Below are 25,630 nucleotides of genomic sequence, written 5' to 3'. Positions count from 1 at the left end.
CGCGGATGCCATCATTTGCCAGCATCCGGCCTCAGCGAAACATCGTCATCATCTGCGCTGCGCTTGCCATTCTGTTGCTGGGCGCCGGGGCGACCCTGAAGATCACGACCGATCATCTTCTCCGTCAAGACGCGACGTCGACCGCTCGCAGCTGGGCCCGGTTCCTGGCAGCCAGTGTCGCCGATCTCGAGCAGATTGCCGGCGGCGAGCAGCCGTCCGCCGCAAGCCTGGCGTTCTTCCTGTCGGCGCGAAATTCCGGTGAGGTCTTTCAATACGAGATCTTCAACCGCTATGGTTATTCCCAGCTCGTGTCGACCCACGAAGAGATCGCACTCCTCGATTTGTCGGTATACAGCCCCGATGCGGCGCGATCGGTCGCTGAGGCTCAACCTATCGTCGATGTCAGGGAGGGCAATTCGGTCGACCGACCGGCATTCTTCGCGCGCGCCTATGTCCCGGTCCAGGCGAACGGCCGTCACATTGCGGTCGTTGCGGCCTACGTGGATGAAACGGAACAACGCAGGAGTTTTCACGATACTTTCCTGACCGCGGCCGCATTCCTTTGCCTGCTGTCGGGCCTCGCCTTCTCCATTCCCGCAATTGCGTGGTATCGCGAATCAAAAGTGAAACAGGTTGACCGACGCATCCGCTTCCTCGCCCACCATGACGCGTTGACCGGGCTGACCAATCGTCTCCAATTGATCGAAAAGCTGGAGAGAGCGCTCGCTCACTTGCCGACGCGGGGCGGCAGCCTTGCCGTTCACTTCATCGACGTTGACCGCTTCAAGGATGGCAACGATACGCTTGGTCATGACGGCGGCGACTTTCTGCTCAAGTCCATCGCGGAGCGTCTGCGCGCTGCGGTCCGGATCGACGACGTGGTGGCCAGGCTCGGCGGCGACGAGTTCGTCGTCGTGCAGAACGACGTCGGCGGCAGGATGCAGGCCGAGGCGTTTGCGCGCCATCTTGCCGCGGCTGTAAATGCTTCGGTGAAGTTTAAGCAGCGCGAGATACTCAGCACCGCTAGCATCGGCGTGGCGCTGGCGGCGGAGGACACCCCCCCGGAGCGGTTGCTCAAGAGTGCCGACCTCGCGCTCTACGCGGCCAAGGCAGCGGGCCGCAACTGCATCCGGTTTTTCGTGCCAGAGATGGATGCCGAGCTACAGGCGCGCATCGAACTCGAGAGAGCGATTCGCGAGGCGGTACAGAATGATCGCTTCGAATTGCATTATCAGCCCCTCTTCGAAATATCTCAGCGCCGCCTTGCCGGCTTCGAAGCGCTGATCCGGATGCACGCAGCGGACGGGACCCTCGTTCCGCCACTGGCCTTTATTCCGGTCGCCGAGGACTTGCGGCTTATCGACAAGATCGGGGCATGGGTGTTGCGGGAGGCATGCCGCACCGCCGCGACCTGGCCGGCGCACCTGACCGTTGCAGTGAACCTGTCACCCCAGCAGTTCGTGGCGGGCACCATCAGCGACATCGTCGCTGCCGCACTGAAGGAGGCGGAACTCGCGCCGCACCGGCTCGAACTGGAGATTACCGAAGGCTTGCTGCTCGGCAACACCGAAACAATTGTGGCGCAGCTCCTGACTCTCAAGGCGATGGGCGTGGCCATCGTGATGGACGATTTCGGTGCCGGTTATTCGAGTCTCAGCTATCTGTGGCGCTTTCCGTTCGACAAGATCAAGATCGATCGAGCCTTCATGCAGGGCCTCGACGGCCCCCATTGCCAGGTCGGAGCGGTGGTCAAAGCGATCATCGCGCTTGGACGCGAGTTGAACATGCGTGTAACGGTCGAAGGCGTCGAGACCGCCAGCCAGGCGGCGTTTCTCGATACGGCCGACGGTGATCAGGTCCAGGGGTTTTTCTTCGGCCGGCCGGTCTCGGCCTCGGAACTCGGCGCCAGCATTCTGGCCGGCTTCTCGAGGCCAATGCCGCCGGCTTCGCCCGTGCCCAAGCTGCACGTGGTCAACGCCACGGCTGAACGGTAGCACGAACCTGCACCTCCGTAGGCGGAGCGGCTCCCGGCCCTCCGCCATTGTAGACCATTCTCGCCTTTCGGTTAGCGCTTGTCTCACCAACATGACATTTTCTTCCGTGGCCTGCATCTCTCGCCGAGGTTGCGCGTTGGTGATCATGAGTACCATACAAAATCAATCGCGTTGCAACTCCGCGCCCGAAAGCGGCAGTCCACACACCGGTGGACCTCTCACGACGTCGATCGACGGCGCAACAAATGGCGGGTACGGTCCACGGCCCGAGTTGGACGGGCATCTTAATCCCCGCAAGACCGAGGCACCGGAGACCGACGCTCCGACCGCGAATGTGGCGCAATCCAAGCCGAGCCGGATACCACTGCGATTTGTGAAGGCGGCCGCGGGTATCGCCATCGTCGCTATATTCGGCTGGCTCCCGCTGAGAGCGCTTTTCCAAACGTCAAGCGTCGAAGCCGTCGTCAACTCGAGACTGGTGACCTTGAGGTCGCCGATCGATGGCAAGATTTCATCCGGCGCCGGTCTGTCGGGCGATCCAGGCGTCGTCGCCGAGGGCACGTTCATCCTTCGTGTCGTCAACCCGCGCGGTGACCGCGTGCGGCTCGATGATCTGCGCAGCCAGCTGTCCCGCCTGGAAAACGAGAGGCCAAGCCTCGTTTCGAAGATAGCTTCGGCTCGCGCGGCGCAGAAGGATCTGGCGCGTCAGGCGGCCCTATTCACGGAGGGGCGTATTCGTCAGCTCGAGGCGCGCATCGCGGAAATCCAGACCTCGATCGAAGCAGCCGCGGCGCGTCGCGAGGAGGCGACCGCCGCAGTGGAGAGAGCTTCGTCACTTATAAAATCGGGCAGCGTTTCTTCTGTCGAGCTTGGGCGCTTGACGCGGGATCAAACCATAGCCCAACAGACTGAGATCGGCGCGCGACGCCGCCTGGATGCGAACCAGGTTGAGCTCACCGCCGCGCGCGAAGGCACGTTTCTCGGCGACAGCTACAACGACCGTCCGAGTTCTGTGCAGCGCGAGGAGGAAATGCGGCAGCGGGCCGAAGGGCTGACCGCGGACGTAGCGCATGCTGATGCCGAAATCTCGTGGCTCACCGGCGAGATCGAGTCCGAGCGATTTCAATACATCAGCCGCTCCGAGGCTGAGATCAAGTTCCCCGTCGCCGGCCGGATCTGGGAGGTCATGACCGCACCGGGGGAGGACGTGCGAGCCGGCCAACCACTTATTCGGCTGCTCGATTGCTCCGGTGCCGTGGTGACGGCCAATGTCACGGAGAGCGTCTATAACAGGCTGCAATTGGGATCGGTTGCGCATTTCCGACCGAACGCCGGCGGGCCCGAGTTGGCCGGCACCGTCGTCAATCTCACGGGCTCCGCAGGGGCCGCAGCCAACCTCGCCATCAATCCTGATGCGCTGAGCAAGGAACCATATCGTGCCACGATTTCGGTCCCCGGCCTTAACGACGGCTCCAACGATTGTCCGGTCGGACGAACCGGACGCGTGATCTTCTCGACAGATAGTGCGAGAAAGCAATGATCCCCGCGCTGACACCGGGCCTTATTGCGCTCGGGTTCTGCCTTGCCATCCTGCCCTGGCTCCGGCTTGGGAGCTTTGCGGCGCGTTCGCTGATGATCGCAATCGTATTGCTGCTCATGATCCGCTATTTTGGATGGCGTCTTACATCCACGGTCCCGCCCGTCGGCTGGACCGCCGATTTCGTCGTGGGAGTCCTGTTCCTCGTCGTCGAGGCTGCATCACTCGCGGCGAGCGCACTGTCGCTGCTGTTTCTCAGCCGCACAACCGACCGAACGCCGCAAGTCGAAGCCAACAGACGGTGGCTTGCCGGACAGGTCTCTCCCCTGATCGACGTGTTCATTTGCACCTACAACGAGGAAGTTTCGATTCTTGAGCGCACGATCGTCGGCGCAACTGGAATGAACTATCCTAACTATCGAGTTTGGGTGCTGGACGATGGGCGGCGCCGCTGGCTCGAAAAGCTTGCAGGCGAGCTCGGCTGCCGCTATCTGGCTCGGCCCGACAACAAGGACGCCAAGGCCGGCAACATCAACCACGCTCTGCGGCATGTGACGGGGCTCGCCGATCCTCCCGACTTCATTTCGATCCTCGACGCCGATTTCGTTCCCATGCCCGAATTTCTCGCTCGCGCGATGTGCCTGTTCCGCGATTCTGGCGTAGGCGTGGTGCAAACGCCTCAGCATTTCATCAATGCGGATCCGATCCAAACCAACCTGGCTGCGACCAAGGTTTGGCCGGACGAGCAGCGCTTCTTCTTCGATATTCTAATGCCAGCGAAGGACGCGTGGGGCGTGGCTTTCTGTTGCGGCACGTCGTCGGTCATCAGATACTCGTCACTTGTGAAAATTGGCGGCTTTCCGACCGATTCCGTGACGGAGGATTATCTACTGACGCTGCGGCTGAAGGAAATTGGCGCGCGCACGGTGTACCTGAACGAGCGGCTGACCTTGGGGTTGGCCCCCGAGGGACTCAAGGAGTACATCACTCAGCGCAGCCGATGGTGTCTTGGCTTCATGCAGATCTTTCGTGGGCGCAGCGGCCCCTTTTCCGGAAGATCGCGGCTGGATGTTGTCGACAGGCTGTCCCTGGTCGAGGCATTCATGAGTTGGACCTCGACCTATGTCGTCAAGGTATTCGGTCTTGTCGTCCCGAGCCTTTATCTTCTGTTCGGAATCAAAGCCATTCAGGCGGATCTTTCCGTATTCCTCGGATATTTCCTGCCGTTCTATATCTGGTATTCGCTCGCCATGGCCTGGATTTCCCGTGGACGGTCAATGGCGGTGATGTCCGACGTCGCTCAATACATTGCTTTGCCGGCGGTTCTCAAAGCAGTCGCGAGGGGACTGCTCAAGCCACTGGGGCACAAATTCGAAGTCACCGCAAAAGGCGGGGATCGCGATCAAAGTTTCATCGAATGGCCGCTCCTCAGGCTCTACGGCTCCGCGTTGGCGATTACGCTCGCCGGAATTGTCTATGCCTTCGTGCTTCATGCGCAAGGCGATGTTATCGCCTATGGCGGCCTGGCGTTGGCCTGGAGTTTATACAATGCGGTCATCCTGACGATCGTCTGCTTGGTGTCCATCGAACAGCCGCGGCGGCGAAAGGCCGAGCGGTTCGAGCGAACTGAGCCGGTTCTTTTCAGTATCGGTGGGCGGTCCGGTATCTACCGTTTGGCCGATATGTCGATCACGGGTGCCCGCTTCGTGAGCAACAATCCCCCACCTGTTGGCACTGCCGTCCATTGCACTCTTCGGGAGAGAACTGTCGCGGCTCTGGTCGTGCGGCGCACTGGGGATGGATTTGCGATCCGGTTCGATGAGACCCTCAACACGCGCGTTGATCTCATTCGAGCTTTCTATTCCGGTGACTACGTCACCGCATTCACCGGAATACGCGCCGTCCCTCTCGGCAAAGCAATCATGATGCGGATTTTCGGGTGACTACGTCTGCCGGCGGTATGGTTGGCTCAGGGCGTGGCCGCGGCTCGGGCGGCTGTGCGGAGCGGGTTGGGGCAGCATGGCTCTCCCAGCATGATGTCGTGCTGATTGGCGGCAAGAGCAAGCCGCAACGGAGAGCGTCGCGGCAGATCAGGGCCATTTGATAACCAAGCGCTCGCCGTTGAAACTGAGCAATATCGACCACCGAATCGGTGTCTCTAAGTGTATGTATCCTTGGGGGGTAGGGCTGTTGGGAGGAAGGAATGATCGCCGAGCGAAAGCCGCCCACCTTTTGGCCCCAGAATCAGGACGACGACATGCGAATGATTGGCGCCCTTCGCTCTCTCGAAAAAGAGAATATAGAGCTGAAAGAGCTGGTCGTGCGCCTTTCGGAGACCATCCTTCGATATGTCGAAGGGCGGCACTGAGTTCGCGCAACGATGCGCTGAGCCAGATGTTCGTTGAGCAGGTCACGGCCGTTGCGAAGCCAGGCGTCGCACTCGGCTTCGTCGCCGCAATGCCCACATCGATGCTTTCAGCGCTTGATCGCTTCGGTTGCGCGCGTGCTATGTCGGCGCGCGCAGCTCGCCTCGAAACCAAGCTAAAGTATTTGCGCATTTCATCGGGTCGACTGCCTCGTCGAGGAGCTGGTGGATGAGATCACAAGCGGGACATTCGAAGGTCTGAATGCAAAAGCCGGCGTGACCGGGCGTAATGCGCGCCAGCATCATGCTTATCTGGCATTTGGGACACATCGGTCGCTGGATGATCATGGAGCTAGCCTTGATCAGGGCGGGAGCGCGAAACTCCCGGTCACCGGTGGATGCCACTGGGAGCGGTGATGCACCATCGTGAAACTATGGATGCTGCCGCCGCTGACCAATATTGATCACCTCCCGAACTAACGTGGGTTATCCCAAACACGCGCTTTCACGATTCGACTCATTTTTGAATGCGCAATTGTCAGATCGCTCCCATGGATGGGCGTCCTACCGGCCCTGGCTGGCCTGTCCGCGCCGACGCGCCGCCGGCAAATGGCTAGCCGACCGGCCGATGAGAAATTCGCTGCGCGCACACACAGCGGGCTGTTCGTCGTGCGAACACACGCCGCGGAACGGACCCGCGAGAACTGAGGGCTCTGAAGCAAAACTTGGTGGCGCGCAACGTTGATCCACCACCAAACGAACAAGGAAACATGAATGTCAGATCAGATCCGGACAGACCAGAATTTACCGCACCAATCGAATGGCAATGATCAACTCAATACAGGAGCTTCGTCCAGCGCCTTGCCTGGGGGCTTCCTTGCGATTGCCAGTGCTTACGGGGACTACACGAAGAAGTCGTTTGAGGACACGAAACTGTTTGTTGAGAAGCTCTCGGGCGTAAAGTCGCTCGACAATGCGATTGAAGTTCAGGCCGACTTCGCCAAGGCAACTTATGACACGTTCGTTGCGGAGTCGCCGAAGATCGGCGCGCTTTACGGCGATCTTGCCAAGCAGTCGTACAAGCCATTCGCAGAGCTTGTTGCAAAGATGACCCCGACAAATCGCTAACATGTCTGTCCCGCGGTGCCGGAGCAAAGTGGCTCTGGTTCATCGCGAGGCGGGACTGAGCTTGGCAAACGAGCTTGCCGTGAGGAGCATTATGGCCAGTGTCAATCCGATTTTCGAAAGCTTATCCGTTGATCCAGAGCAGGTAACCGCCGTGAACGCAGCGTACGACCTGGCATGTCGAACGCTTCAACACATCGGCCAGCTGGAGGTAGATCGGGAAATCATTGCCAGGAGAATTGTGCAGGCAGCAGGCGACGGCGAACGCGATGCCGACAAGCTGTGCGAGCGTGCCATCCATGGACTGACCGCGCTCGACTATCGGCAGCATAGCACCTAAAGGCCCGACCGATCGACCGACCGGCAGCGAAGCTCCGACAGCTGGCCGAACAAAGGTTCCATGGTGGTTTTGTAATTCGCCGCTTCCGCCGGTGAACTTATGATGGGTTCGCGCTTTGGTTCGTTGGAGAACCAGCTTGCGCCGCATATTCAAATCCTCTGTATTTCTGATGGCCGCCGTCTACTTCTTGGTGGATGTCGTGCTTTTCGCTCTCGCCAAGCCTGTACTTCGCTGGCTGGCGGATTGCTGGGTGTTTGAGAGCGTGCGGGCGTGGATTGTGTCGCTTCGGCCGTATCCGACCTTGGCGTTGTTCATTGTGCCGGTTATTTTGCTGGAGCCTGTCAAGCCAGTCGCAGCTTACCTGACGGCGACAGGCCACATCGTTGAGGGACTTATGGTCCTCATCTTTGGCGAGCTCCTCAAATTCTTGCTTGTTGAGCGGCTTTTCAAACTTAGCCGCGAGAAACTTATATCAATTCCTGCTTTCGCTTGGTGCTACGACAAGTTCTGTCAAGCCCAGGATTGGGTCGCCACTTTGCGGACATGGCAACTCACGCGCCGCTTAAGTGCGCTTGCCAAGCACGCTATTCAAAACTACGTCCTCGAATTTAAGACCGCGCAGAAGCAAAAGAGGCTTTTTTTGCGAGCGCGCTTAGTGTCTGTTCGAGAGCCAATAGGCGGTTTGGGCTTAGATGGCACAGCGCAGTTATTTACGCGAGTGATTCAGCCGGACGCGAGAGCGCGTGCGGGAGCCCGAACGAAGGGCTGAATGTAATTGTCGTCAATTGACGGCGCCTATCTCCCAACCGAAGGCAGCAGCGGAACTATAGTCTGTTGAGACCGTTCCACCCTATGGCCGACGCTCGTCGGCATAGACTCGGTTTGAATTGGAAAATATCAGATGAAGAAGTCCTTAATGGTGTCTGCGGCCGTTGCCTCCCTATTGGCCACGACCGGGCTTGCGACAGCGCAAGGCGCTCAAGGAGCAGCGAAGGAAGCACCGGCTGCCGCCTCGCCTAAAGGCGATAGCGCGGTGCCGATGAACGGACCAGCGGCGAAGGGAGCCGAGACAGCAACGCCGGGCGCTGCGTCAAAAGAGGGTAAGCCTCAACATGCGCAGGTCAAGCCGGACGCAAAAACGACCGGCGACATGAAAGCCGAGGGCCAGTCGAAGGCTTCGGACTCGACTGCTCCGACCGCCACTTCGAAGGACATGAAGAATCCGACCGCTGAATCGAAGCCACTTTCTGACAGCAAGACAGCAAGCGAGCTGAAAGCCGACAGCAAGGCAAAGGCCGTTGATTCGACCGCCACCTCAAAGGACTTGAAAACGCCGACTGCCGAGACCAGGCCCTCGGCCCCGGACAGCAAGACGACGGGAAATGCCGCAACTTCGGCGACGGCAGCCCCTCCCGCCGAGAAGCGCACCCAGATAACCTCGGCGATCAGGCAAGAGAAGGTCGAGGAAGTCACGAACGTGAATTTCAATCTCTCGATCGGAACGGCTGTCCCAGCCGGTGTCCGGTATTACCCGATGCCGTCACGGATCGTGGAAATCTATCCGGAATGGCGTGGATACGACTTCATCCTCGTGCACGGCAAGTATTTTGTCCTTCGCCCGCGCACGCATGAGATCGTTTACATCATTGAGGGGTAGGCGAGCTCGGCAACCACATGACAAGCAGCTTCAAAACGCGAGAGGGCGGCTCAAGAGCCGCCCTCAACATCTGAACCGGGCGCTGCGCGCGTGGTGCTGTTTTCTCCTCTGCGTGTCTTGTTGCGAAAGCGAGCAATATTGACCAGCGCAGAGGGAACCCAAAAAGCTAGGTTGTTTGGATCACCGCCCTACCATAGGCAACAATCGGTGACTGAGAGTGTCGCGCTCCCGCCTGGTTCTCAAGGGGAGTATCATGCTGTCTAGTCAATCCAATCCGAGGCTTAGTGCTGCAGACTTCAGAATTCATGGCTGCTCGAGATGCCGCACACCGATGACGTTGGTCTGCATCGAACCGGACAAACCCGGTTTTGATCTGCGCACCTTTAAATGCGCAAGGTGCGGTCACGACGAAGTGCTTCTCTTCGCAATTTAGGCGGGCTTCGTAATCCGCTTGTTTGGCTGCCTGAAGAGCGGAGCAAGGGCTTCACGCCTGTGCTCTTGCGAAGCCTGAAGCTGAAGGGGGGTGATTGGCACCGAGGAGATGATCCGCTCATCTCCAGAGGGAAAACCATGGTTGCCGTCATACCGCCGCCGCAGAGTCCTTCCGTCCCGCTGGATATCGATCCGGCAGAGCCACACGCCGCGGCAATCGAGGCTGCCAATGAGACGGAGATGCCGCTTCCGTCCGATCCGCGGACGTTCTTTCTCGGTGGCCTGTTCGGATTAGGTGTCCTGGCGGCGCTTTACGTCGCAAGCTCGATCATTCTTCCGGTCATGCTTGCCCTCGTTCTGAATCTCCTGCTTCAACCCGCTGTCCGCCTCTTGGGGCGTTTGCATCTCCCCAAGGCTGTCGGAGCGCTCTTCACCGTGTTTCTGGTCATTGGAGCGCTTGTAGGGCTGGTGGCGGCGTTATCGGTACCGGCCACCACCTGGGCTGAGCGGCTGCCCGAGGGCATCCCGCGCCTGGAGGCACACCTACGGCTTGTCAGCGGGCCGATCCAAGCGTTGCAAAAGGTCATCCAACAGGCCGAGCAGGCTGCAGATGCTCCGCCTGGCAGGGGGTCAATTGTGTCGGTTCGCCGCGATCTGGGCATAACGGGTGTCCTTTTCGCAGGCACGCGCTCCGTACTCGATGGCCTGTTTACGACGGTCTTGGTGCTCTATTTTCTTTTGGTCGCGGGCAACATATTCCTCCGACGTGTCGTCGAAATCCTGCCGACGTTCAGCAACAAGCGACAAGCCGTCGATATCTCTCAGCAGATCCAAGAGGACATATCAGGATATCTCCTGACCATCACGGCCATGAACGCGGCTGTGGGTATGGCGACGGCGGCCGCGATGTATCTGTGCGGCCTGGGAGACCCTTTGTTGTGGGGCGCCACTGCCTTCCTGCTCAACTACATTCCGATTTTGGGGCCGCTTTTCGGGGTCTGCATCTTCGTGCTGGTCGGAATGCTGAGCTTCGAGAGCTTGTGGTGGTCCTTGCTGCCGCCGGTGCTCTACCTTGGCATTCATCTCGTTGAGGGCGAAACACTAACGCCCATGTTGCTTGCGCGGCGCTTCACGCTGAACCCGGTGCTGATTATCCTGTCGCTGGTCTTCTGGTTCTGGATGTGGGGCGTGCTTGGTGCGATCTTGGCTGTGCCGATGCTGGCTATTCTGAAGATCATCTGTGACAGGTTGCGCCCACTAAAGGCGCTGGGGCATTTCCTCGAAGGGGAATAGTGACGTCGGCCAACGATTTCACGCACCTTTTTGGTGTGCCGGATCTCGACCTCGCATCCCTGGCGGAACGAACACCGTCGGCGCGACTTGGTGAGGGGCGACCGGATGCATATGCCCCCCAAGCATCCGATGAAATGACGGCCTCAGCGCGCCCCCACGCCCTGGGGTCGTTCCTTGGGACCGCCCTGCTAATCGCGCTCTCTCAGCAGGGGCTTCTCATGCAAAACCGCGCTCAACAGCGAATTGTGGACCTCGATGTGTCCATTATAGCTGATGAGGCCCAGCCTGCGAAACTTGTTCATGAAATAGCTCACGCGGGATCGCGTCGTCCCGATCATTTCGGCCAATGTCTCCTGACTGATAGTCGCGCTGATCGGCTGCGGACTGCCCTCCTTGCCAAAATTCGCGAGCAGCAACAGCAGTCGAGCAAGCCGCCGCTCGCTCGAATTGAAGAGCTGGTCGATCAGGTCCTCCTCAATCCGACTGTTCCGGGTCAGAAGATAGGACATGAAGAGCTGTGAAAATTTCGGTTCGTCGCGAATAGCCGCCATCATCGCCTCTTTGGTGATCGACGTGATAACGCAATCTTCCATCGCTGTTGTTGTCGCGATGCGTAACGGATGACCATTCATGCATCCTTCGCCAAAGAATTGGCCGGGCTCCAGAATTGCGACGACCGCTTCCTTGCCCTGCTCAGACACGACCGTTAGCTTGACCCTGCCTTTTTGAATGTAAAACACCGAGTCTGCGACGTCGCCTTGCTCGAACACATGCCTGTTCTTCGGAAGCTCGAGGATCGTTTTCCCTGCGCCCACTTTGGCGAGGAATTTTTGGGGGTCAAAGATGTCCTTGATTGGCTTTGCCACGGCAGCCTCCTTTGACTCGCAAGCCTGCCCGATGTCGGTTAACTGCCAAGCGCCCAGCGCGCGTGCTGTTTTAGCCAGCTAATCACTTGCGGGGGCTTGCCCCGTTCTCAGATATTACCTGCTGATTATCAGCAGTTCTACGGGAAAAAGCCCGATTTTTTGAGCGCGTCAGTTCGCTGGCCGCCGGCGACAGAATGCTCGCCTCAGATCGGCGGAGCGAGGCAGTTTGTGTCTTATGGGAGTGGCTCGCCGTCAGCCTGTCGCCTTCGGCGCACTGTTGGCTGTTTCGGTATCAGCCATTTCTTCATGTCTGCGGCGAAGCGAAGTTGTGGCTTTGCATCGCATCAAGCCGGGCGGCAACTTCTCTGCCTGTGCCAAAGCCTCAGATGCCCGGGCAGCCCAATCGTCACGATCGAGATGATTGGGCGGTGATTCTGTCATGTCATCCTTGTTACTTTGGCTCTCAAGCCGCTGCGTCGTGAATCGGGATGAGACGGAAGCACGATCGAACTCTCCGGTGTTCATGGATGCCGAAGATCGTGCGGTGATGCGGCAGTATGCTGGCTCGGCACCCCAGCCCCCTGGTCAATATTGCTCACTCTTGTGCCATCTTATTTGTACGCCGGGGCTCGTTATTCGAACCTTTGATCCCCATATTCAGGCAAGTGCGACCATCGAGGATGGTCGGAGATGGGCCGAGACTTCAAATGAAAGGGCCCGGCATGTTTAAATCTCAGCAGTATCGTGCAAAAGCAGCCGAGTACGACGAACTGATTAAGCGTTCGACCGACCCGGATGAGGTCCATGGATTTCAAAAGCTGCAGCACCGATTTGCCTCGCTCGCCGATAACGAGCAGGGACTGGCGGACGAGTATGACAATGCAGTGTGCGGATTCCGACGAAGCCGGCCATGCATTCCAATTCGAAGCCGGCCGGGTATTCCGATCTGAAGCCGGCCACCCGTGGCGTCGTTCGCATGGGTCAATTTCATGATGTCGTCGAGGGCTGGGAAGGTCAAGAGACCGGTTGATCTTGAGCGGGTTGCTTCTGCTTCCTGAGGCTCTCTCCTTTGAGTTCGATGCGGTAGGCATTGTGGACGAGGCGATCGAGAATCGCGTCGGCGATGGTGGGGTTGCCGATGATTTCGTACCAGCGATCGACGGGCAGCTGGCTGGTGACGATAATCGAGCGGGCTTCGTATCGATCCTCGACGATTTCGAGCAAATCACGGCGCTGGTCGGCGTCGAGAGGTTCTGGTCCCCAGTCGTCCAGGATCAGCAGATCAAGTCGTGCGATCGCCCGCAGCATCTTGGTATAGCGGCCATCGGCGCGGCCGAGTGCGAGAGCGGCGAAGAGACGCGGCACACGATGGTAGGCAACTGAGAAGTCGTCTCGGCAAGCCTTGTTGCCGAGGGCACAAGCGAGCCAGCTCTTGCCGACGCCGCACGGCCCGGTAACAAGGAGATTATGTCGTGCCCGGATCCAGTCGCCAGCGGCGAGTTTTAGAAAGAGCGTGCGGTCGAGGCCGCGGATAGCGCGGTAATCGACATCCTCGACGCAGGCGGCATGACGCAGCTTGGCGGCTCGAGCTCTGCTTTCGAACCGCTTTTGCTGGCGCAGCGTTTTCTCGTGTTCCAGGAGCAACGCCAGCCATTCGGCGTGTTCGAGGCTGCGCGCTTCGGACTGGGCATCGAGGTCCTTGAAGCCTTTGGCCATACCGTGGAGACCAAGGCTATGCAGCAGGTCGAGGGTGGGATGGGTGAGCATGCTGGATAATCCTTTCAATGGAAGTAACCGGGGCCGCGCAGATTGGGATGTTCGATGATCGCGTCCTCGGTATCGCGAGAACTGCGTTCGAGCTTGTTGGCGATGATGGAGGCGATGCTCTTGTAGGTCAGTGCGCTGACCGCGACCGCGCGGGCCGCGATCAGCTCGGCGCGTTCGGGATCAATATCCTTGAACAGCCGAAGCACGCCGAGACAGGTCCGGAATCCCTGTTCGGGATGAGGCCGATTGGCCAGGATGGCGAGAACGAGCCCCTCGGTGTTGGGCCCGATCGACCGCCCCCAGCGCCGGAATCGATCGGGAGTCCACTCGGCGTAACGCCGATGCGCACTGGGCATGTGATCGGGATCAGTGCCGTGCCGGCGGCCGCCATAACGGCGCTGGTGAGCAGCAACACGCAAACCCCGATGGAACAACTCGATGGTCCGGGTGGTGGCGCGAACGTCGACCTGCTCCCGGATCAGGCCGTGTGGAACTGAGTAGAAGAAGCCGTCGACCTCGACGTGATAATCGAGCGAGACGCGGGCCAGGAGCCATTCCGCGAACTGATAGTCGGCATCCGGCAACGGCGCCAGGACAGGCATCTCGACGGTCTCGAACAATTGTCGGCGGCTGACGCCGATCCGGCGCATGACGTGGGCGTTGATGCGCTCCAGCGCGGCGGCGATTGCCGCATTCGCCTCAGCCAGCGAGAAGAAGGTCTGCCGGCGAAGCCGCCCGAGGATATAGGTCTGGGCAAAACGCACTCCGGCTTCCACTTTTGCCTTATCCCGGGGCTTTCTTGGCCGTGCCGGAAGGATGCCAACGCCGTAATGGGACGCCATCATCCCGTAGCTGCGATTGATTTCGGGGTCGTAGAACGACGCCCGGTGCACGCCGGACTTCAGATTGTCAGGGACGACGAGGCGTGGCACCCCGCCAAAGAACCGGAACATTCGGACATGAGCCTCGATCCAGTCCGGAAGTGTCTGCGTCCAGGTCGCCTCGGCGTAGGTGTAATTCGAGGCGCCAAGCACGGCGACGAAGATCTCCGCGTCGCGCACAACCCCGGTTGCGCGATCAACGATCATGATCTTCTTGCCGGAGTAATCGACAAAGACCTTGTCGCCGGCCGGATGGTCCTGCCGCATCGTCGGAGACAGCCGCCGCTCGAATTCCCGGAATAAATCGCAGAACCGGCTGTAGCCATAACCTTCCGGATGGACCGCCCGGTACTCCTCCCACAGCACCATCAGATTGACGCCAGGCCGCTTCAGCTCACAGGCCAGCGAGGCCCAATCCGGCTCCCGGCGCCGGCGGAAGCCGCGCCTGACGCCGGCATGGGCAAACAGACGTTGTTCAAGAACGGCGTCGGTCAGATCGCCCGCCAAAGGCCACGCCAGCCCGGCAGTCGAGGCACGCTTGAGATTGTCCTGGATCGTGCTGCGCGCCACCCCGAGCGTGCGCCCGATCTGCATATTTCAGTGATCGTGAGCAGCGATTTCGCGCGATCATGAGCGCCGAATTCAGACGATCGTGAGCAGCCTCGCTCCGGCCGAGGCGGTGATAGGGTCAGCGTTCTGGCTGCTCGTCAAGGGTGATGGTTTTGGCGTTGCGTTTTCGCATGCTTTCGCCAGCAAGCTGGAGGCGGTGAGCGTTGTGGACGAGGCGATCCAGAATCGCGTCGCCTAGCGTGGGATCTCCGATAACTTCGTGCCATGTGTCCACAGGGAGTTGGCTGGTTACGATGGTGGAGGAGCGGCCATGGCGATCGTCAAGGATTTCCAGTAGATCGCGCCGCTCGGCAGCGGTGAGCACCGACAATCCCCAATCATCCAAAATCAGAACCTGGGCGCGGCCAAGGGTTTTGAGCAAGCGGGCATAACGTCCATCGCCCCGCGCGAGCCCCAACGCTTCGAACAATCTTGGGACGCGGTGATAGAGGACCGAGCGATTATCTCGGCAGGCCTTGTGGCCGAGGGCACAGGCTAACCAACTTTTGCCCAATCCGGTCGCCCCGGTTATGAGCAAATTCTCGTGGCGATCGATCCAGTCGCCGCTGGCGAGCTTGGCGAAGACGGCCCGGTCGATACCCCGCGGCGTGCGCAAATCGACGTCCTCCACGCAGGCATTCTGGCGGAGCGAGGCCAGCTTGAGGCGCGTGGTGAGCCGCCTGGTGTCGCGTTCCGCCGCTTCCCGGTCGACCAGCAGGCCGATGCGATCTTCGAACGGCAAGGCTTCGAGATCAGGCGATCGTCGCTGCTCCTCGAAGGCCTTGGCCATGCCGCTCAAGCCGAGCTCGATCAGGCGTTCGTGGGTGGGATGGTTGAGCATACAGGTCTCCTTGGCTTCAGTGAAAATAATCGCGGCCGCGGATGTTGCCGTGGCGCAGGGGTTGGTGTTCGGAGGGCTCGTCGAGAAAGGTACGATCCAGACCGTTCTGGAGGATGGAGCGGATCGAGGCGACGGATCGCGCCTTGATCAGAATGCCGCGCCGGCAGGCCGCTTCGACGCGCTCCGCGCTGTAGCTTTTGACCAGTGACAGAATGCCGAGGCAGGTGCGAAAGCCTTGCTCGGGATGCGGCCGGGCCGCGATCACGGCCTGGAAGAAGGCGGCGGTCGACGGACCGATCCGCTCGCCGGCGACGATCACTCCGGCGGGCGTCCATTGACCGTAGCGCCGATGGGCGCTGGGCATATGGTCGGCGATGGTGGTGTGGCCCCGCCGGTTGGGCGCGCGGGCGTGGCTGGCGATCCTGCGGCCGTTGTGGAAGATCTCGACCGTTCTGTCATCGATGCGTGCGTCGACAAGCTCACGGATGAGCCGATACGGCGCGGAATACCAGTGTCCATCGATCTCGATATGATAGTCGGGGCCGATCCGGCATCGCTTCCAGCGTGCGAAAGCGTAAGCCTGGTCCGGCAGCTTTGTAAGCTTGGGCTTGTCGAGCTCGGCGAACAGTTCGGCGCGACTGGCGCCAAAGTCGCGCATCTGCCTTGCATTGAGTTCGACGACGAGTGTTTTGATGGCTGCGTTCAGCTCCGCCAACGAAAAGAAGCGTTGGTTGCGCAGCCGCGCCAGAATCCATCGCTGGGCGACTTGCACCGCAACTTCGACCTTTGCCTTATCTTTTGGGCGCCGCGGCCGGGCTGCGAGAATGGCCGTGCCGTAATGGCTCGCCATCTCGGCATAGGTTCGGTTGAGGCCGGGATCGTGGCGGTCGGGATTGGTGACGGCGGCCTTGAGATTGTCGCAGACTACGAATGTCGGCACGCCGCCGAGGAAGGCGAAAAGATTGATGTGGACCCGGATCCAGTCGGCGAGCCCCTCGCTTGGACAGGCCTCGGCATAGGTATAGTTGGAGGCGCCCATCGCCGCGACGAACAGCTTCATCGACTGCACTTCCCCGTTTGAGGGATCGATGACGTCGATGGTGTCGCCGGCGAAATCCACGAAAACCTTCTCGCCGCCCAGATGCGTCTGCCGCATCGAAGGCCGGGCTCGCCCCTTCCAGGCCTCGTACGTCGTGCAGAACCAGGTGTAGCCGAAGCCATCGGGATGGGTGGCGCGATACTCGTCCCACAGCAGCCGACGGGTCACGTTGCGTCGGCGCAGCTCCTTGTCGACATAGCCCCAGTCGGGAACGGCCCGCTGGGGGCTCTGCGACGCAGGCCTCGGCGCCGGGAAAAGCAGCAGCTCCAGGTCCTCGTCGCTCATTCCGGCCGGCAACGGCCAGTTCAGCCCGGCAGCCCCGGCTCGGCGTAGATAGCTGTGCACGGCGCCGTTGCTGATGCCCAAGGTGCGCGCGATGGCTCGCTCCGGCAAGCCTTGAACATGTTTTAAGCGGAGAACCTCTTTGATCCGGCGCATCGACAATCTCTGGGTGGGCATCGGCCTTCCTCGTTCACTGACGAGGCAGTTCCTAAGCCGGTTGAGTTGTCGGCCGAAGCGGGCTGAGTTGCTGAAAAGCTGCTCACGATCCCGCGAAATCCGTGCTCACGATCGTCTGAAATCTCTGCTCACGATCCCCTGAAATCCGTGCTCACGATCCCGCGAAACATGCACCCGATCTCCCGGGCGCTCACCCCATCACGGGCAAGCCGCAGCATCTGTCGTATCTGTCGCATGGTCAGTTCTCTCTTGGCCGGCATCCGCTTCCCCTCGTGGATCAACGAGGGACTTGATGCCTGAAGGACTGACCCAAACGAAAACGCCGACTTCCAAAACCCGGCCGGCTTCAAATCGGAATGCCGGCCGGTTTCATTTCGGAATCGTGGCCGGCTTCAAATCGGAACGATGGCCGGCTTCAAGTCGGAATACCCGGCCGGAATAAATCGGAATCCGCAGCTGGCCGCTGAAGCCGGCGAAATCGAAGCCTTCCATCCGCTGTCGGACGGCCCGTGGATCTTCGCCCGCGCCTCGCTGATAACAACTGCCGCTCAATCTATCGCCGAACGAGCGCGACAGAACCCAAGATACCCCACGGGATCGCATCCCAATCAGCAAAGTCTCTTCTCTTCAACAACATAGACAGATGGGTGTTCTGATGCGCGGTTGTAAAATCGTTCGATGTAGTCGAACACATCGGCGCGTGCCTCATCTCTGGTTCGATAAATCTTGTTGGCCGTACGCTCGGTCTTGAGCGAGGAGAAGAAGCTCTCCAGCTCATGCTGCAAACGATGCCGTGGTCGGCCATCAGGCGCTGGAACTGCTCGCTGGTGTACTGGCTGCCCTGGTCGGAGTGATGCAACAGTGCATCCGGCTTGCCGCGCCGCCAGACGGCCATCAACAATGCGTCCGTCACGAGCTGTGCCGTCATGGCGGCACTCATCGACCAGCCCACCACGCGGCGTGAGAACAGGTCGATCACCGCTGCGACATAGAGCCAGCCTTCGGCCGTCCAGAGATAGGTGAAGTCGGCGATCCACTTCTGGTTCGGCCGCTCGGCGGCGAACTGCCGGTCAAGGAGGTTCGCCGGTACGGTCTCGAGCTGTCGATCGCCGCTGTCCTTCGGCAAGCGCCGACGTCGCGGCCGCGCCCGCAAGCCTTGCAGGCGCATCAGCCGCTCAATCCGGTGCAGGCCGCAATCCGCCCCGTCGGCGAGCAGGTCACGCCACACCCGGCGTGCGCCATAGGTGCGGTCGCTGGCGGCGAAGCTGGCCTTGACCTTGCCGCCGAGCTCCTCGTCGCTGCGGGATCTGGTGCTGGGAGAGCGATTCAGCCAGGCATGGAAGCCCGACCGCGACACTCCCAGCGCATCGCATAGCCATGCCACCGGCCAGATCGTCCGGTGCTTCGCGACGAAGGCGAACTTCATGTCGCTTCCTTCGCGAAGTAGGCTGCGGCCTTTTTTAGGATATCCCGCTCGGCCTTCAGCTTGGCGACCTCACGGCGCAGCCGCTCGATCTCCTGCTGCTCCGGCTTCATCTGCCCGTGGCCGGGAAAGGCTTGCGCCGGGTCGGAGCCCAACTCCTTCACCCATTTGCGGAGAACATTCTCATGAACATCCAGGTCACGGCCGGCTTGCGCCACCGGCACCCCACGGTCCCGCACCAGCTTGACCGCCTCGACCTTGAACTCGCGGCTGAACTTCCGTCTTTTCATCGCCACCTCCGGCTTCATGAAACACCTAATCTCGGTGTCCATCAAACCGGCAGCAGCTCAGCGGGCTGTATCTCTATGTGGCGCCGAGCATCGGCTCACCCATCATCAAGCTCGCTCATGGCCTCATCCATATCCGACTGGGAATCGCTTATGACTTGCGTGGCGACGGAAACGAGAGCCTTTTCGAATGCTCGGCGCAGTAGCGCTGCACGCGTGTCATCGCCGCCGCTCTCGGCGGTGTCGGAGGGGGCGCCAACCTGCGGCGCTGTTGCATTAATATCGGCTGCGTTCATGTCGTAACACCCGGATAGCGGCGTCGCCGCGAGATGACCTATCCGCTTCATGCTAGCAGGGACAGCTTGCGAAAAGCTGACTAAGATCGAGCCTCCTTGGCGGCTTCATCCATGACCACGCAAGTGAGGACAACCGTTGTGCCGGCACGGTCATTACTGCGATCGGAGCTCTGGTAAATCATGGCGCCAAAACACTTGGCCACGTCAGCAAGCGCGACGGCGACTGTTGCGCGTTGAAGGCTCAGTGGTACCACAAGCATTTGTGGAGCTATCGCGCTCGATCTGGCGCGCGCGGCAAGCCACCGAGATCGCACGATCATGGCAGGGACGCACCTCACGCCAGTTCCACAAGAAGAGCAACACCTTGCTGGCGCAGCTCGATCGCATTCTCGACCGCTTTGAATTTCAAGCCAAACGTTGCGCGTCACGAGATTATCCCTCGCCAGCATCGCCCAGAACCTTCGCCGAACGGATTCCTATCCAACGCGGACTCGCATAGGCACCCGTCATCGCGACGGAGCATCGAAATCAAAATGCTGCCACTCTTTTCACGGAATGGGCCGAAGCAGGGGGGGCATTTGCTCGAACACAGCGTTGCGGGCCCGGACCCGGAGCGGACGTGGCGTCCTGCGTCTCGACTCCCCTGCCACAAGCCTTGACGAATCTCGACGCGCGGCGTCTGTATGTAGATCTGCCACGGTCTTCCATTCTGCATCTAGTAGGGTGGAAGCTAAGAGAGAACCCGGTGCGCCGGTAACGGCTATTCCGGGGCTGCCCCCGCAACTGTAAGCGGCGAGCGGTTGTCATAATGGTCACTGGCCGCGACAGCACCGGGAAGGCCGACAGCCGCAGCGACCCGCGAGCCAGGAGACCTGCCGCGACAGAATAGAACGTCCTCGGGCGGGGTGCCCCGTGCGTCGCTTGCAGCCTGGGACGTTTGACCCGTCTCCTCGCAAGTCGTGCGCGTGGCTTCACCCCCTAACATCGCGGGGTTGCCGATGTCGCCGTCTTACGATTTCAATCAGCATGGTCATCTAATTGAGTGGCCGAGTGTGCGGCCGTGGCCGGCGCGGCCAAAGTCTGCCGCGCCTCAGCGGTGTGTTGTGCCGCCGCCGTCATCGCCTCCGCTGCCGCGGCCTCTCGCGCCATTGCCAAAGCCGTCCGATCTCACGCTCGATCGATCGCGCGACGGCCTGCTGACCGCGTTCGGCAAGCTAACGCTGACCGATCGTTATCTGCTCGTCGGCGAAAGCGTCCAGGACATGTTCGCGCGGGTGTCCTGTGCCTTCGCGGACGATGTTGCGCACGCCCAACGTCTCTATGACGCGATGTCTCGGCTGTGGTTCATGCCAGCCACGCCGGTGCTGTCCAATGGCGGCACCACGCGCGGCCTGCCAATCTCGTGCTTCCTTAACTCGGTGTCGGACTCGCTCGAAGGCATCGTTGGCACCTGGGACGAAAACGTGTGGCTTGCCTCCAACGGGGGCGGTATCGGCACGTACTGGGGCAATGTTCGCTCGATCGGAGAGAAGGTGAAGGGCGGCGTCAGCTCAGGCGTCATCCCGTTCATCCACGTCATGGACGGCCTGACGCTGGCGATCAGCCAGGGCTCGTTGCGGCGCGGCTCGGCGGCGGTCTATCTCGATATCCAGCATCCCGAGATCGAGGAGTTTCTCGAGATCCGCAAGGCGTCCGGCGACTTCAACCGCAAGAGCCTCAACCTGCATCACGGCATCAACCTCACCGACGAGTTCATGCGTGCCGTGGGCGCCGGCACCGCGTTCGCTCTGCGCAGCCCGAAGACGAACGAGGTCGTCCGCGAGATCGACGCGCGACAGCTATGGCAACGCATTCTTGAGAACCGGTTGCAGACAGGCGAGCCTTATCTCTTGTTCATCGACACTGTGAATCGCGCGCTTCCCAAGCACCAGCGCGAGCTCGGTCTCAAGGTCTCGACCTCCAACCTGTGCAGCGAGATTACGCTCCCGACCGGCATCGACCATCGCGGCGAGGAGCGCACCGCGGTGTGCTGTCTGTCATCGCTCAACCTCGAGACTTGGGACCAATGGAATGAGGAACCCGGCTTCATCGAGGACGTCATGCGCTTCCTCGACAACGTGCTCACCCACTTCATCACGACGGCGCCGGAGGGTATGAAGCGGGCCCGCTACGCCGCCCTGCGCGAGCGCTCGGTCGGACTTGGCGTCATGGGCTTCCACTCGTTCCTCCAGGCGAATGGCATTCCAATGGAGAGTGGCTTGGCGAAATCATTCAATCTAAAGATGTTTCGGAAGATCCGGGGTGATGCCGACGCGGCATCCGTCGCCCTTGCTCGCGAGCGTGGCCCGTGCGCGGACGCCCTGGAACGTGGCGTGATGGAGCGCTTCAGCCAGAAGATCGCGATCGCGCCGACTGCTTCGATCAGCATCATCTGCGGCGGCACCAGCGCATGCATCGAGCCGATCCCGGCCAACATCTACACCCACAAGACGTTGTCTGGTGCCATCTCGGTACGTAATCCTCATCTGACCAGGGTACTGATCGCCAAGGGCGCCGACACCCCGGTGACCTGGCAGTCGATCATTGCGCAGGAGGGTTCGGTCGCCCATCTCGACATTCTGTCGGAACACGAGAAAGCGGTGTTTCGCACCGCCTTCGAGGTCGACCAGCGCTGGATCGTCGAGCTTGCAGGCGACCGGGCCGCATTCATCTGCCAGAGTCAGTCAATCAACCTCTATCTGCCGGCCGAGGTCGATAAGTGGGATCTCCACATGCTGCACTGGACGGCGTGGAAGCGTGGGGTGAAGAGCCTTTATTACTGCCGTTCAAAATCGATCTCGCGCGCGGCGTTCGCCGGCAAGATCGTCGACGATGACGAGGCCGCGCCGCGGCAGCCGCCTGCGCAGCGCACCGATTATGAGGAGTGCCTCGCATGTCAATGATCGATCTCTCGTCTGTCGATCCGCGCACGCTGATCGGCAAGGGACGCGTTGGTCTCCTTGACTCGATGGGCAGCTATGACGTTGATCGCTACGCTTGGGCCTACGAGTTCTGGAAGCGTCAGCAGCAGACGCATTGGATGGCCGAGGAGGTGCCGCTCGGCAACGACCTCAAGGACTGGGCGTCGGACCGCGTCACCGCCAGCGAGCGCGCGCTGCTCACCCAGATCTTTCGCTTCTTTACTCAGTCGGACATCGAGGTCGGTGACAATTATCTCAAGCGATACATCCCGATTTTCCAGCCGCTCACCGTCCAGATGATGATGGCGGCCTTCACGAACATGGAGACGGTCCACATCGACGCCTATGCGCTGCTGCTCAAGACGCTCGGCTTGCCCAAGACCGAGTTCGAGGCATTTCGCAGCTATGCGCAAATGCGCGCCAAGGCGGACTACATGCACGAGTTCGGCGTTGACACCGTGGCCGATGTCGCGCGCACCCTGGCTATGTTCGGCGCCTTTACCGAAGGCATGGCGTTGTTCGCGAGCTTCGCTATGCTGCTCAATTTTCCGCGCCACAACAAGATGAACGGCATGGGACAGATCGTAAGCTGGTCGGTGCGCGACGAGAGTCTCCACTGCGAGGGCGTCATCAAGCTGTTTCACGAATGGCACCGCGAGACCGGCGCCGTGACGCGCTCGGTCCGTGACGACATCGTCGATGTCGCCAGAACGATGGTAAAGCTGGAGGAGAACTTCGTCGATCTCGCCTTTGGCCTGGGCAAGATCGAGGGCATGCGCCCTGAGCAGATCCACGCCTACGTCCGTTTTGTCGCCGACTGGCGACTGACCCAACTCCGGATTGCCCCGGTTTTCGGCTTCTTCAAGGCCGAGGAGGATGGGTTCACGCAGCTCAAGCCGCATCCGCTGCCTTGGCTCGTCGAGATCCTCAATGGCGTCGAGCACGCCAATTTCTTCGAGCAGCGCGCCACGGAGTACTCCAAGGCGGCGAGCCGAGGCAGCTGGGACGGCGAGGACGGGGTGTGGGCGGCTTTCGGCCGTATGTAGGCAGCCGGAACAGCATGCGTCCGTTCATACATCTTGGAGGTTCGCGGAAGTCCTCTGCTGCGGCTTCCGGCGGCACAGCGGACCTCAAGCGGCATCATCCACGCCGCTCGAAAATCATAATGGGGGAACACCCGCCCACGGGGCTGATGTACGAAAGTGAAGTCTGATCTTGTGCTGAGTTGCTTCGGTGCGGCAGACTTCGAAAAGGCGATCACAATCGTTGCAATTTGCAGATTGGCGAGACGTCCGTCCCGCATACGGAACTCGGAAAGGTCTGGCGGTACAACTTCGGAAGGCCCAGCCTGAGATGGTCCGGCGTGCGAAGGCCGGATGCGCCTCGATCGCCTGAGCGATCGTCTGCTGCGAGAGGTGATGCGGGGACGGTTCTGGTGCTGGATCTGCACCGAGCGCAGCCGGCGCATGCGAATCATCCTCCAAACGCAAGCCTGGCGAATAGGGTTGCGCTATATCCAGGTATGGCGAATAAGGGTGCCGAGCATCCAAGTACGGCGAATAGTGACGGCCTGCGTCCAGATATGGCGAATAGGGCTCCCCCGGCAGCGCGGGCGAGGCGGTACGATGTGGCGCAGCACCACCCTGAGCGCCGTTGAGCTGCTGCTCAAAGCCGGTAGCGTCCGTGGGCGGTAGCGGTGAATTGGTGTCCGGGCTCGTGTTCGATGGTCCGAATTCGTTGAAATCCATCTGTCATTCCCGCATGATGGAGCAGCTCGAGCAATGCGAAGGCTCCTGTCCTGCGAGACCGAAGCAGCTGTTTCGGAGGTTCGCGTTGATCTTCAAGCTCTCCTGGATGCACACGTCTGGCGCGGTCGATGCGAGGCGCCGCCATCCAGACAGGCTCATCCTGGGTAAGGCGGCTTTCGAAAAGCTGACGATCAGAGGATTTAAGCGAATGCAGTTCGGATCCTCGGCTCGAGCTCTCTCGTATTGTTAAGTCACTTCTGGCCTGCAGCTTCGCGCGCGATGCCGTCCTGATGCTGCGCTTCTGAGGAATAGTGGCTTTCAGGTCGTCCGTCGCGAATGACCGTGCTCGAGGAGCCACGAAACAACATCAAAACCGACCCCAGTGGCGGCTTTTCGGCAGCGGTTGGATTCCGCCGCGCCTGCGCCTCCGCCACAAGGCCCTTGAGCGTTTGGTCCACGAGCGCGATGAAGCGTGGCGGGCCCGAAGCCAGGACGAGGCCATCTCCTGGAGCCGGCTTCACGATATAGCGCTCATCGGAGATGTTGAGCACATCGAGCGCGGTCCTGAACGCATCGAAGCTGATCGGGTTCAACACAATGAGACGGCTTTGCGCCTCTTGAGCCGCGGATATGTAAAGCACGAGACCGTCGTAATACCATTGAAGATTGTACAGATTGGTCAAGCGCTCGAGGAACTCTCGCGGTGGCTGGTCCGGCATTCGCCCACGAATCCGGCCCTTTACCTCGGCGCTGACATTGACCCTGATATTGTGATTGTTGCCGAACTCCTGCAGCGCGGCGGAAAGGTCCTGATCCAGAACCGTGTAGCTGTAAGGAGCCGACGGCAGTGAGAGGGATGCGCCGAGCGCGCTTACCGATCCCAGATAGACAAAAACTCCGACATGGAGAACTCTCCTCAAAATGTTAACCGTTGTGGATCGGATGAGCATTCCCGAAGGCCTTCCGCCTGAAAAAAACCTAGAATTTCATTCCAACGTGAAGGCCAAACGTGATCTTTAGATGACGTAACCAGCGGCATCTTCGTCAGGTTTTCGTCAGCTCGCCAATCTACGCTCATGATCCGTTCGTCGTTTAACCATGCCTGATCTCATCACACGAGCACAATGACTCCTTATATTATGATGGTAGGCGCGACGCCGATCTCTCCCCATTCAGCTGACTGTGTTTCCAGTGCCTGCTCGCCGGCCGCCACTGGCGAGCAGGCCCACTTTGAGCAGTCCCTTGCGCAAGCGTCTTCCAATGAGGTCGTTGCCTCGTCAGTCTCAGCTAGAGCGGCAGTCGCTCCGCCGGTATCAGAGGTTCAGCGTGCGAGTGCGTTCGCAAGTCCGCCGGGCGATCGCGTCCTTCATGCACTTTCCACTATGTACCGGAGTCATGCCGTTTCTCCCGCAGTCAGCGGCGCGCCTGCTCCGAATGGCGTGCAAGGGGGGTCGGCTGCGCAGCTGCTTGTGCATGTGGATGATGTCGGCGCACATGCGGCGGTTAAGCCGATAGGTTCGGATTTCGATTCGATGATGGTTGGTCTGCGCGATGTCTACAGAGACGTCGTTCAGGTTTCACTTGTCTCCAAGAGCACCAGCGCCGTCAGTTCGTCGCTGAACAAGCTGCTATCGGCCGGCTGAGTGAGGAT

The 25,630-nt window shown here is 60.3% G+C and carries 21 protein-coding genes, 1 pseudogene and 1 riboswitch; of the genes and pseudogenes, 12 read left to right on the top strand and 10 right to left on the bottom strand.

Going from position 1 to position 25,630, the window contains the following annotated elements:
- Positions 1–5: 5 nt before the first annotated feature.
- From HAP41_RS45245 to HAP41_RS45225, 5 genes are all read left to right on the top strand, one after another.
- Positions 6–1,994, top strand: a complete 1,989-nt coding sequence (locus HAP41_RS45245) for a putative bifunctional diguanylate cyclase/phosphodiesterase (RefSeq protein WP_166071905.1) — start codon at positions 6–8, stop codon at positions 1,992–1,994.
- Between the two features lie 145 nt (positions 1,995–2,139).
- Positions 2,140–3,534 carry an HlyD family secretion protein gene (locus tag HAP41_RS45240; protein ID WP_175617976.1) on the top strand — a complete coding sequence of 465 codons (1,395 nt, stop codon included), beginning with the start codon at positions 2,140–2,142 and terminating at the stop codon, positions 3,532–3,534.
- Entirely contained in the window at positions 3,531–5,474 is a 1,944-nt protein-coding gene (locus tag HAP41_RS45235) for a glycosyltransferase (protein ID WP_166071906.1), read from the top strand. Before HAP41_RS45240 ends, HAP41_RS45235 begins: the two co-directional genes overlap by 4 nt.
- Positions 5,475–5,734: 260 nt before the next feature.
- Positions 5,735–5,899, top strand: coding sequence for a hypothetical protein (locus HAP41_RS45230; RefSeq protein ID WP_166071907.1), 165 nt, complete (start codon positions 5,735–5,737; stop codon positions 5,897–5,899).
- A 771-nt stretch (positions 5,900–6,670) separates the two neighbouring features.
- Positions 6,671–7,024: a phasin family protein gene (locus tag HAP41_RS45225; RefSeq protein WP_166071908.1), complete on the top strand. Its 354-nt coding sequence runs from the start codon at positions 6,671–6,673 to the stop codon at positions 7,022–7,024.
- A 121-nt stretch (positions 7,025–7,145) separates the two neighbouring features.
- Here HAP41_RS45225 and HAP41_RS45220 read toward each other — a convergent pair whose 3' ends face one another.
- Positions 7,146–7,508, bottom strand: a complete 363-nt coding sequence (locus HAP41_RS45220; RefSeq protein WP_166071909.1) for a hypothetical protein — start codon at positions 7,506–7,508, stop codon at positions 7,146–7,148.
- Between HAP41_RS45220 and HAP41_RS45215 the strand changes: the two genes are divergently transcribed.
- The 3 genes from HAP41_RS45215 to HAP41_RS45205 all read left to right on the top strand — a co-directional run bounded on the left by HAP41_RS45215 (position 7,498) and on the right by HAP41_RS45205 (position 10,743).
- Positions 7,498–8,130: a hypothetical protein gene (locus tag HAP41_RS45215; protein WP_224580560.1), complete on the top strand. Its 633-nt coding sequence runs from the start codon at positions 7,498–7,500 to the stop codon at positions 8,128–8,130. The two genes, HAP41_RS45220 and HAP41_RS45215, sit on opposite strands and share 11 nt — an antisense overlap.
- A 132-nt stretch (positions 8,131–8,262) precedes the next feature.
- On the top strand, positions 8,263–9,018 hold the full coding sequence (locus HAP41_RS45210; protein WP_224580561.1) for a DUF1236 domain-containing protein: 756 nt from the start codon (positions 8,263–8,265) through the stop codon (positions 9,016–9,018).
- Positions 9,019–9,588: 570 nt separating this feature from the next.
- Complete coding sequence (locus HAP41_RS45205; RefSeq protein ID WP_166105378.1) at positions 9,589–10,743, top strand: AI-2E family transporter; 1,155 nt, start codon at positions 9,589–9,591, stop codon at positions 10,741–10,743.
- 188 nt (positions 10,744–10,931) lie between these two features.
- On the opposite strand, the gene HAP41_RS45200 is transcribed toward HAP41_RS45205, so the two are convergent.
- Entirely contained in the window at positions 10,932–11,609 is a 678-nt protein-coding gene (locus HAP41_RS45200; protein WP_166071910.1) for a Crp/Fnr family transcriptional regulator, read from the bottom strand.
- A gap of 707 nt (positions 11,610–12,316) precedes the next feature.
- Here HAP41_RS45200 and HAP41_RS45195 point away from each other — a divergent pair.
- Positions 12,317–12,559 carry a hypothetical protein gene (locus HAP41_RS45195; protein ID WP_166071911.1) on the top strand — a complete coding sequence of 81 codons (243 nt, stop codon included), beginning with the start codon at positions 12,317–12,319 and terminating at the stop codon, positions 12,557–12,559.
- A 64-nt stretch (positions 12,560–12,623) separates the two neighbouring features.
- On the opposite strand, the gene istB (HAP41_RS45190) is transcribed toward HAP41_RS45195, so the two are convergent.
- The 7 genes and pseudogenes from istB (HAP41_RS45190) to HAP41_RS45165 form a co-directional block, all read right to left on the bottom strand.
- Positions 12,624–13,376, bottom strand: a complete 753-nt coding sequence (gene istB / locus HAP41_RS45190; protein WP_166057122.1) for an IS21-like element helper ATPase IstB — start codon at positions 13,374–13,376, stop codon at positions 12,624–12,626.
- 14 nt (positions 13,377–13,390) lie between these two features.
- Positions 13,391–14,851 (bottom strand): IS21 family transposase, encoded by a 1,461-nt coding sequence (gene istA / locus HAP41_RS45185; protein ID WP_166071912.1) that lies wholly within the window; start codon positions 14,849–14,851, stop codon positions 13,391–13,393.
- Positions 14,852–14,945: 94 nt separating this feature from the next.
- The gene (gene istB / locus HAP41_RS45180; RefSeq protein ID WP_166063422.1) at positions 14,946–15,707 is read right to left on the bottom strand and encodes an IS21-like element helper ATPase IstB; all 762 of its coding nucleotides are present in this window, start codon (positions 15,705–15,707) and stop codon (positions 14,946–14,948) included.
- A 16-nt stretch (positions 15,708–15,723) separates the two neighbouring features.
- Positions 15,724–17,265 (bottom strand): IS21 family transposase, encoded by a 1,542-nt coding sequence (gene istA, locus HAP41_RS45175; RefSeq protein ID WP_166065845.1) that lies wholly within the window; start codon positions 17,263–17,265, stop codon positions 15,724–15,726.
- 369 nt (positions 17,266–17,634) lie between these two features.
- Positions 17,635–17,757, bottom strand: coding sequence for a hypothetical protein (locus tag HAP41_RS50200; RefSeq protein WP_256478490.1), 123 nt, complete (start codon positions 17,755–17,757; stop codon positions 17,635–17,637).
- A gap of 116 nt (positions 17,758–17,873) precedes the next feature.
- Positions 17,874–18,978, bottom strand: a pseudogene (locus HAP41_RS45170) (IS3 family transposase).
- Between the two features lie 95 nt (positions 18,979–19,073).
- The gene (locus HAP41_RS45165; RefSeq protein WP_166071913.1) at positions 19,074–19,271 is read right to left on the bottom strand and encodes a hypothetical protein; all 198 of its coding nucleotides are present in this window, start codon (positions 19,269–19,271) and stop codon (positions 19,074–19,076) included.
- A gap of 680 nt (positions 19,272–19,951) precedes the next feature.
- Positions 19,952–20,165: riboswitch (cobalamin riboswitch) on the top strand.
- Between the two features lie 254 nt (positions 20,166–20,419).
- Between HAP41_RS45165 and HAP41_RS45160 the strand changes: the two genes are divergently transcribed.
- Both HAP41_RS45160 and HAP41_RS45155 read left to right on the top strand, forming a co-directional pair.
- Positions 20,420–22,213 (top strand): ribonucleoside-diphosphate reductase subunit alpha, encoded by a 1,794-nt coding sequence (locus tag HAP41_RS45160; protein WP_224580562.1) that lies wholly within the window; start codon positions 20,420–20,422, stop codon positions 22,211–22,213.
- A complete protein-coding gene (locus HAP41_RS45155) occupies positions 22,204–23,277 on the top strand; it encodes a ribonucleotide-diphosphate reductase subunit beta (protein WP_175617977.1) in 1,074 nt (357 codons plus the stop codon). Before HAP41_RS45160 ends, HAP41_RS45155 begins: the two co-directional genes overlap by 10 nt.
- Before the next feature lie 953 nt (positions 23,278–24,230).
- On the opposite strand, the gene HAP41_RS45150 is transcribed toward HAP41_RS45155, so the two are convergent.
- Positions 24,231–24,929 carry a nodulation protein NolW gene (locus tag HAP41_RS45150; protein ID WP_166071915.1) on the bottom strand — a complete coding sequence of 233 codons (699 nt, stop codon included), beginning with the start codon at positions 24,927–24,929 and terminating at the stop codon, positions 24,231–24,233.
- A gap of 174 nt (positions 24,930–25,103) precedes the next feature.
- On the opposite strand from HAP41_RS45150, the gene HAP41_RS45145 reads away from it, so the two are divergent.
- The gene (locus HAP41_RS45145; RefSeq protein ID WP_321576667.1) at positions 25,104–25,622 is read left to right on the top strand and encodes a nodulation protein NolB; all 519 of its coding nucleotides are present in this window, start codon (positions 25,104–25,106) and stop codon (positions 25,620–25,622) included.
- Positions 25,623–25,630 lie beyond the last annotated feature (8 nt).

This window comes from Bradyrhizobium barranii subsp. apii, from assembly GCF_011516635.5.
Lineage (GTDB): Bacteria > Pseudomonadota > Alphaproteobacteria > Rhizobiales > Xanthobacteraceae > Bradyrhizobium > Bradyrhizobium barranii.
This window is presented reverse-complemented; position numbering and strand designations above follow the sequence as displayed.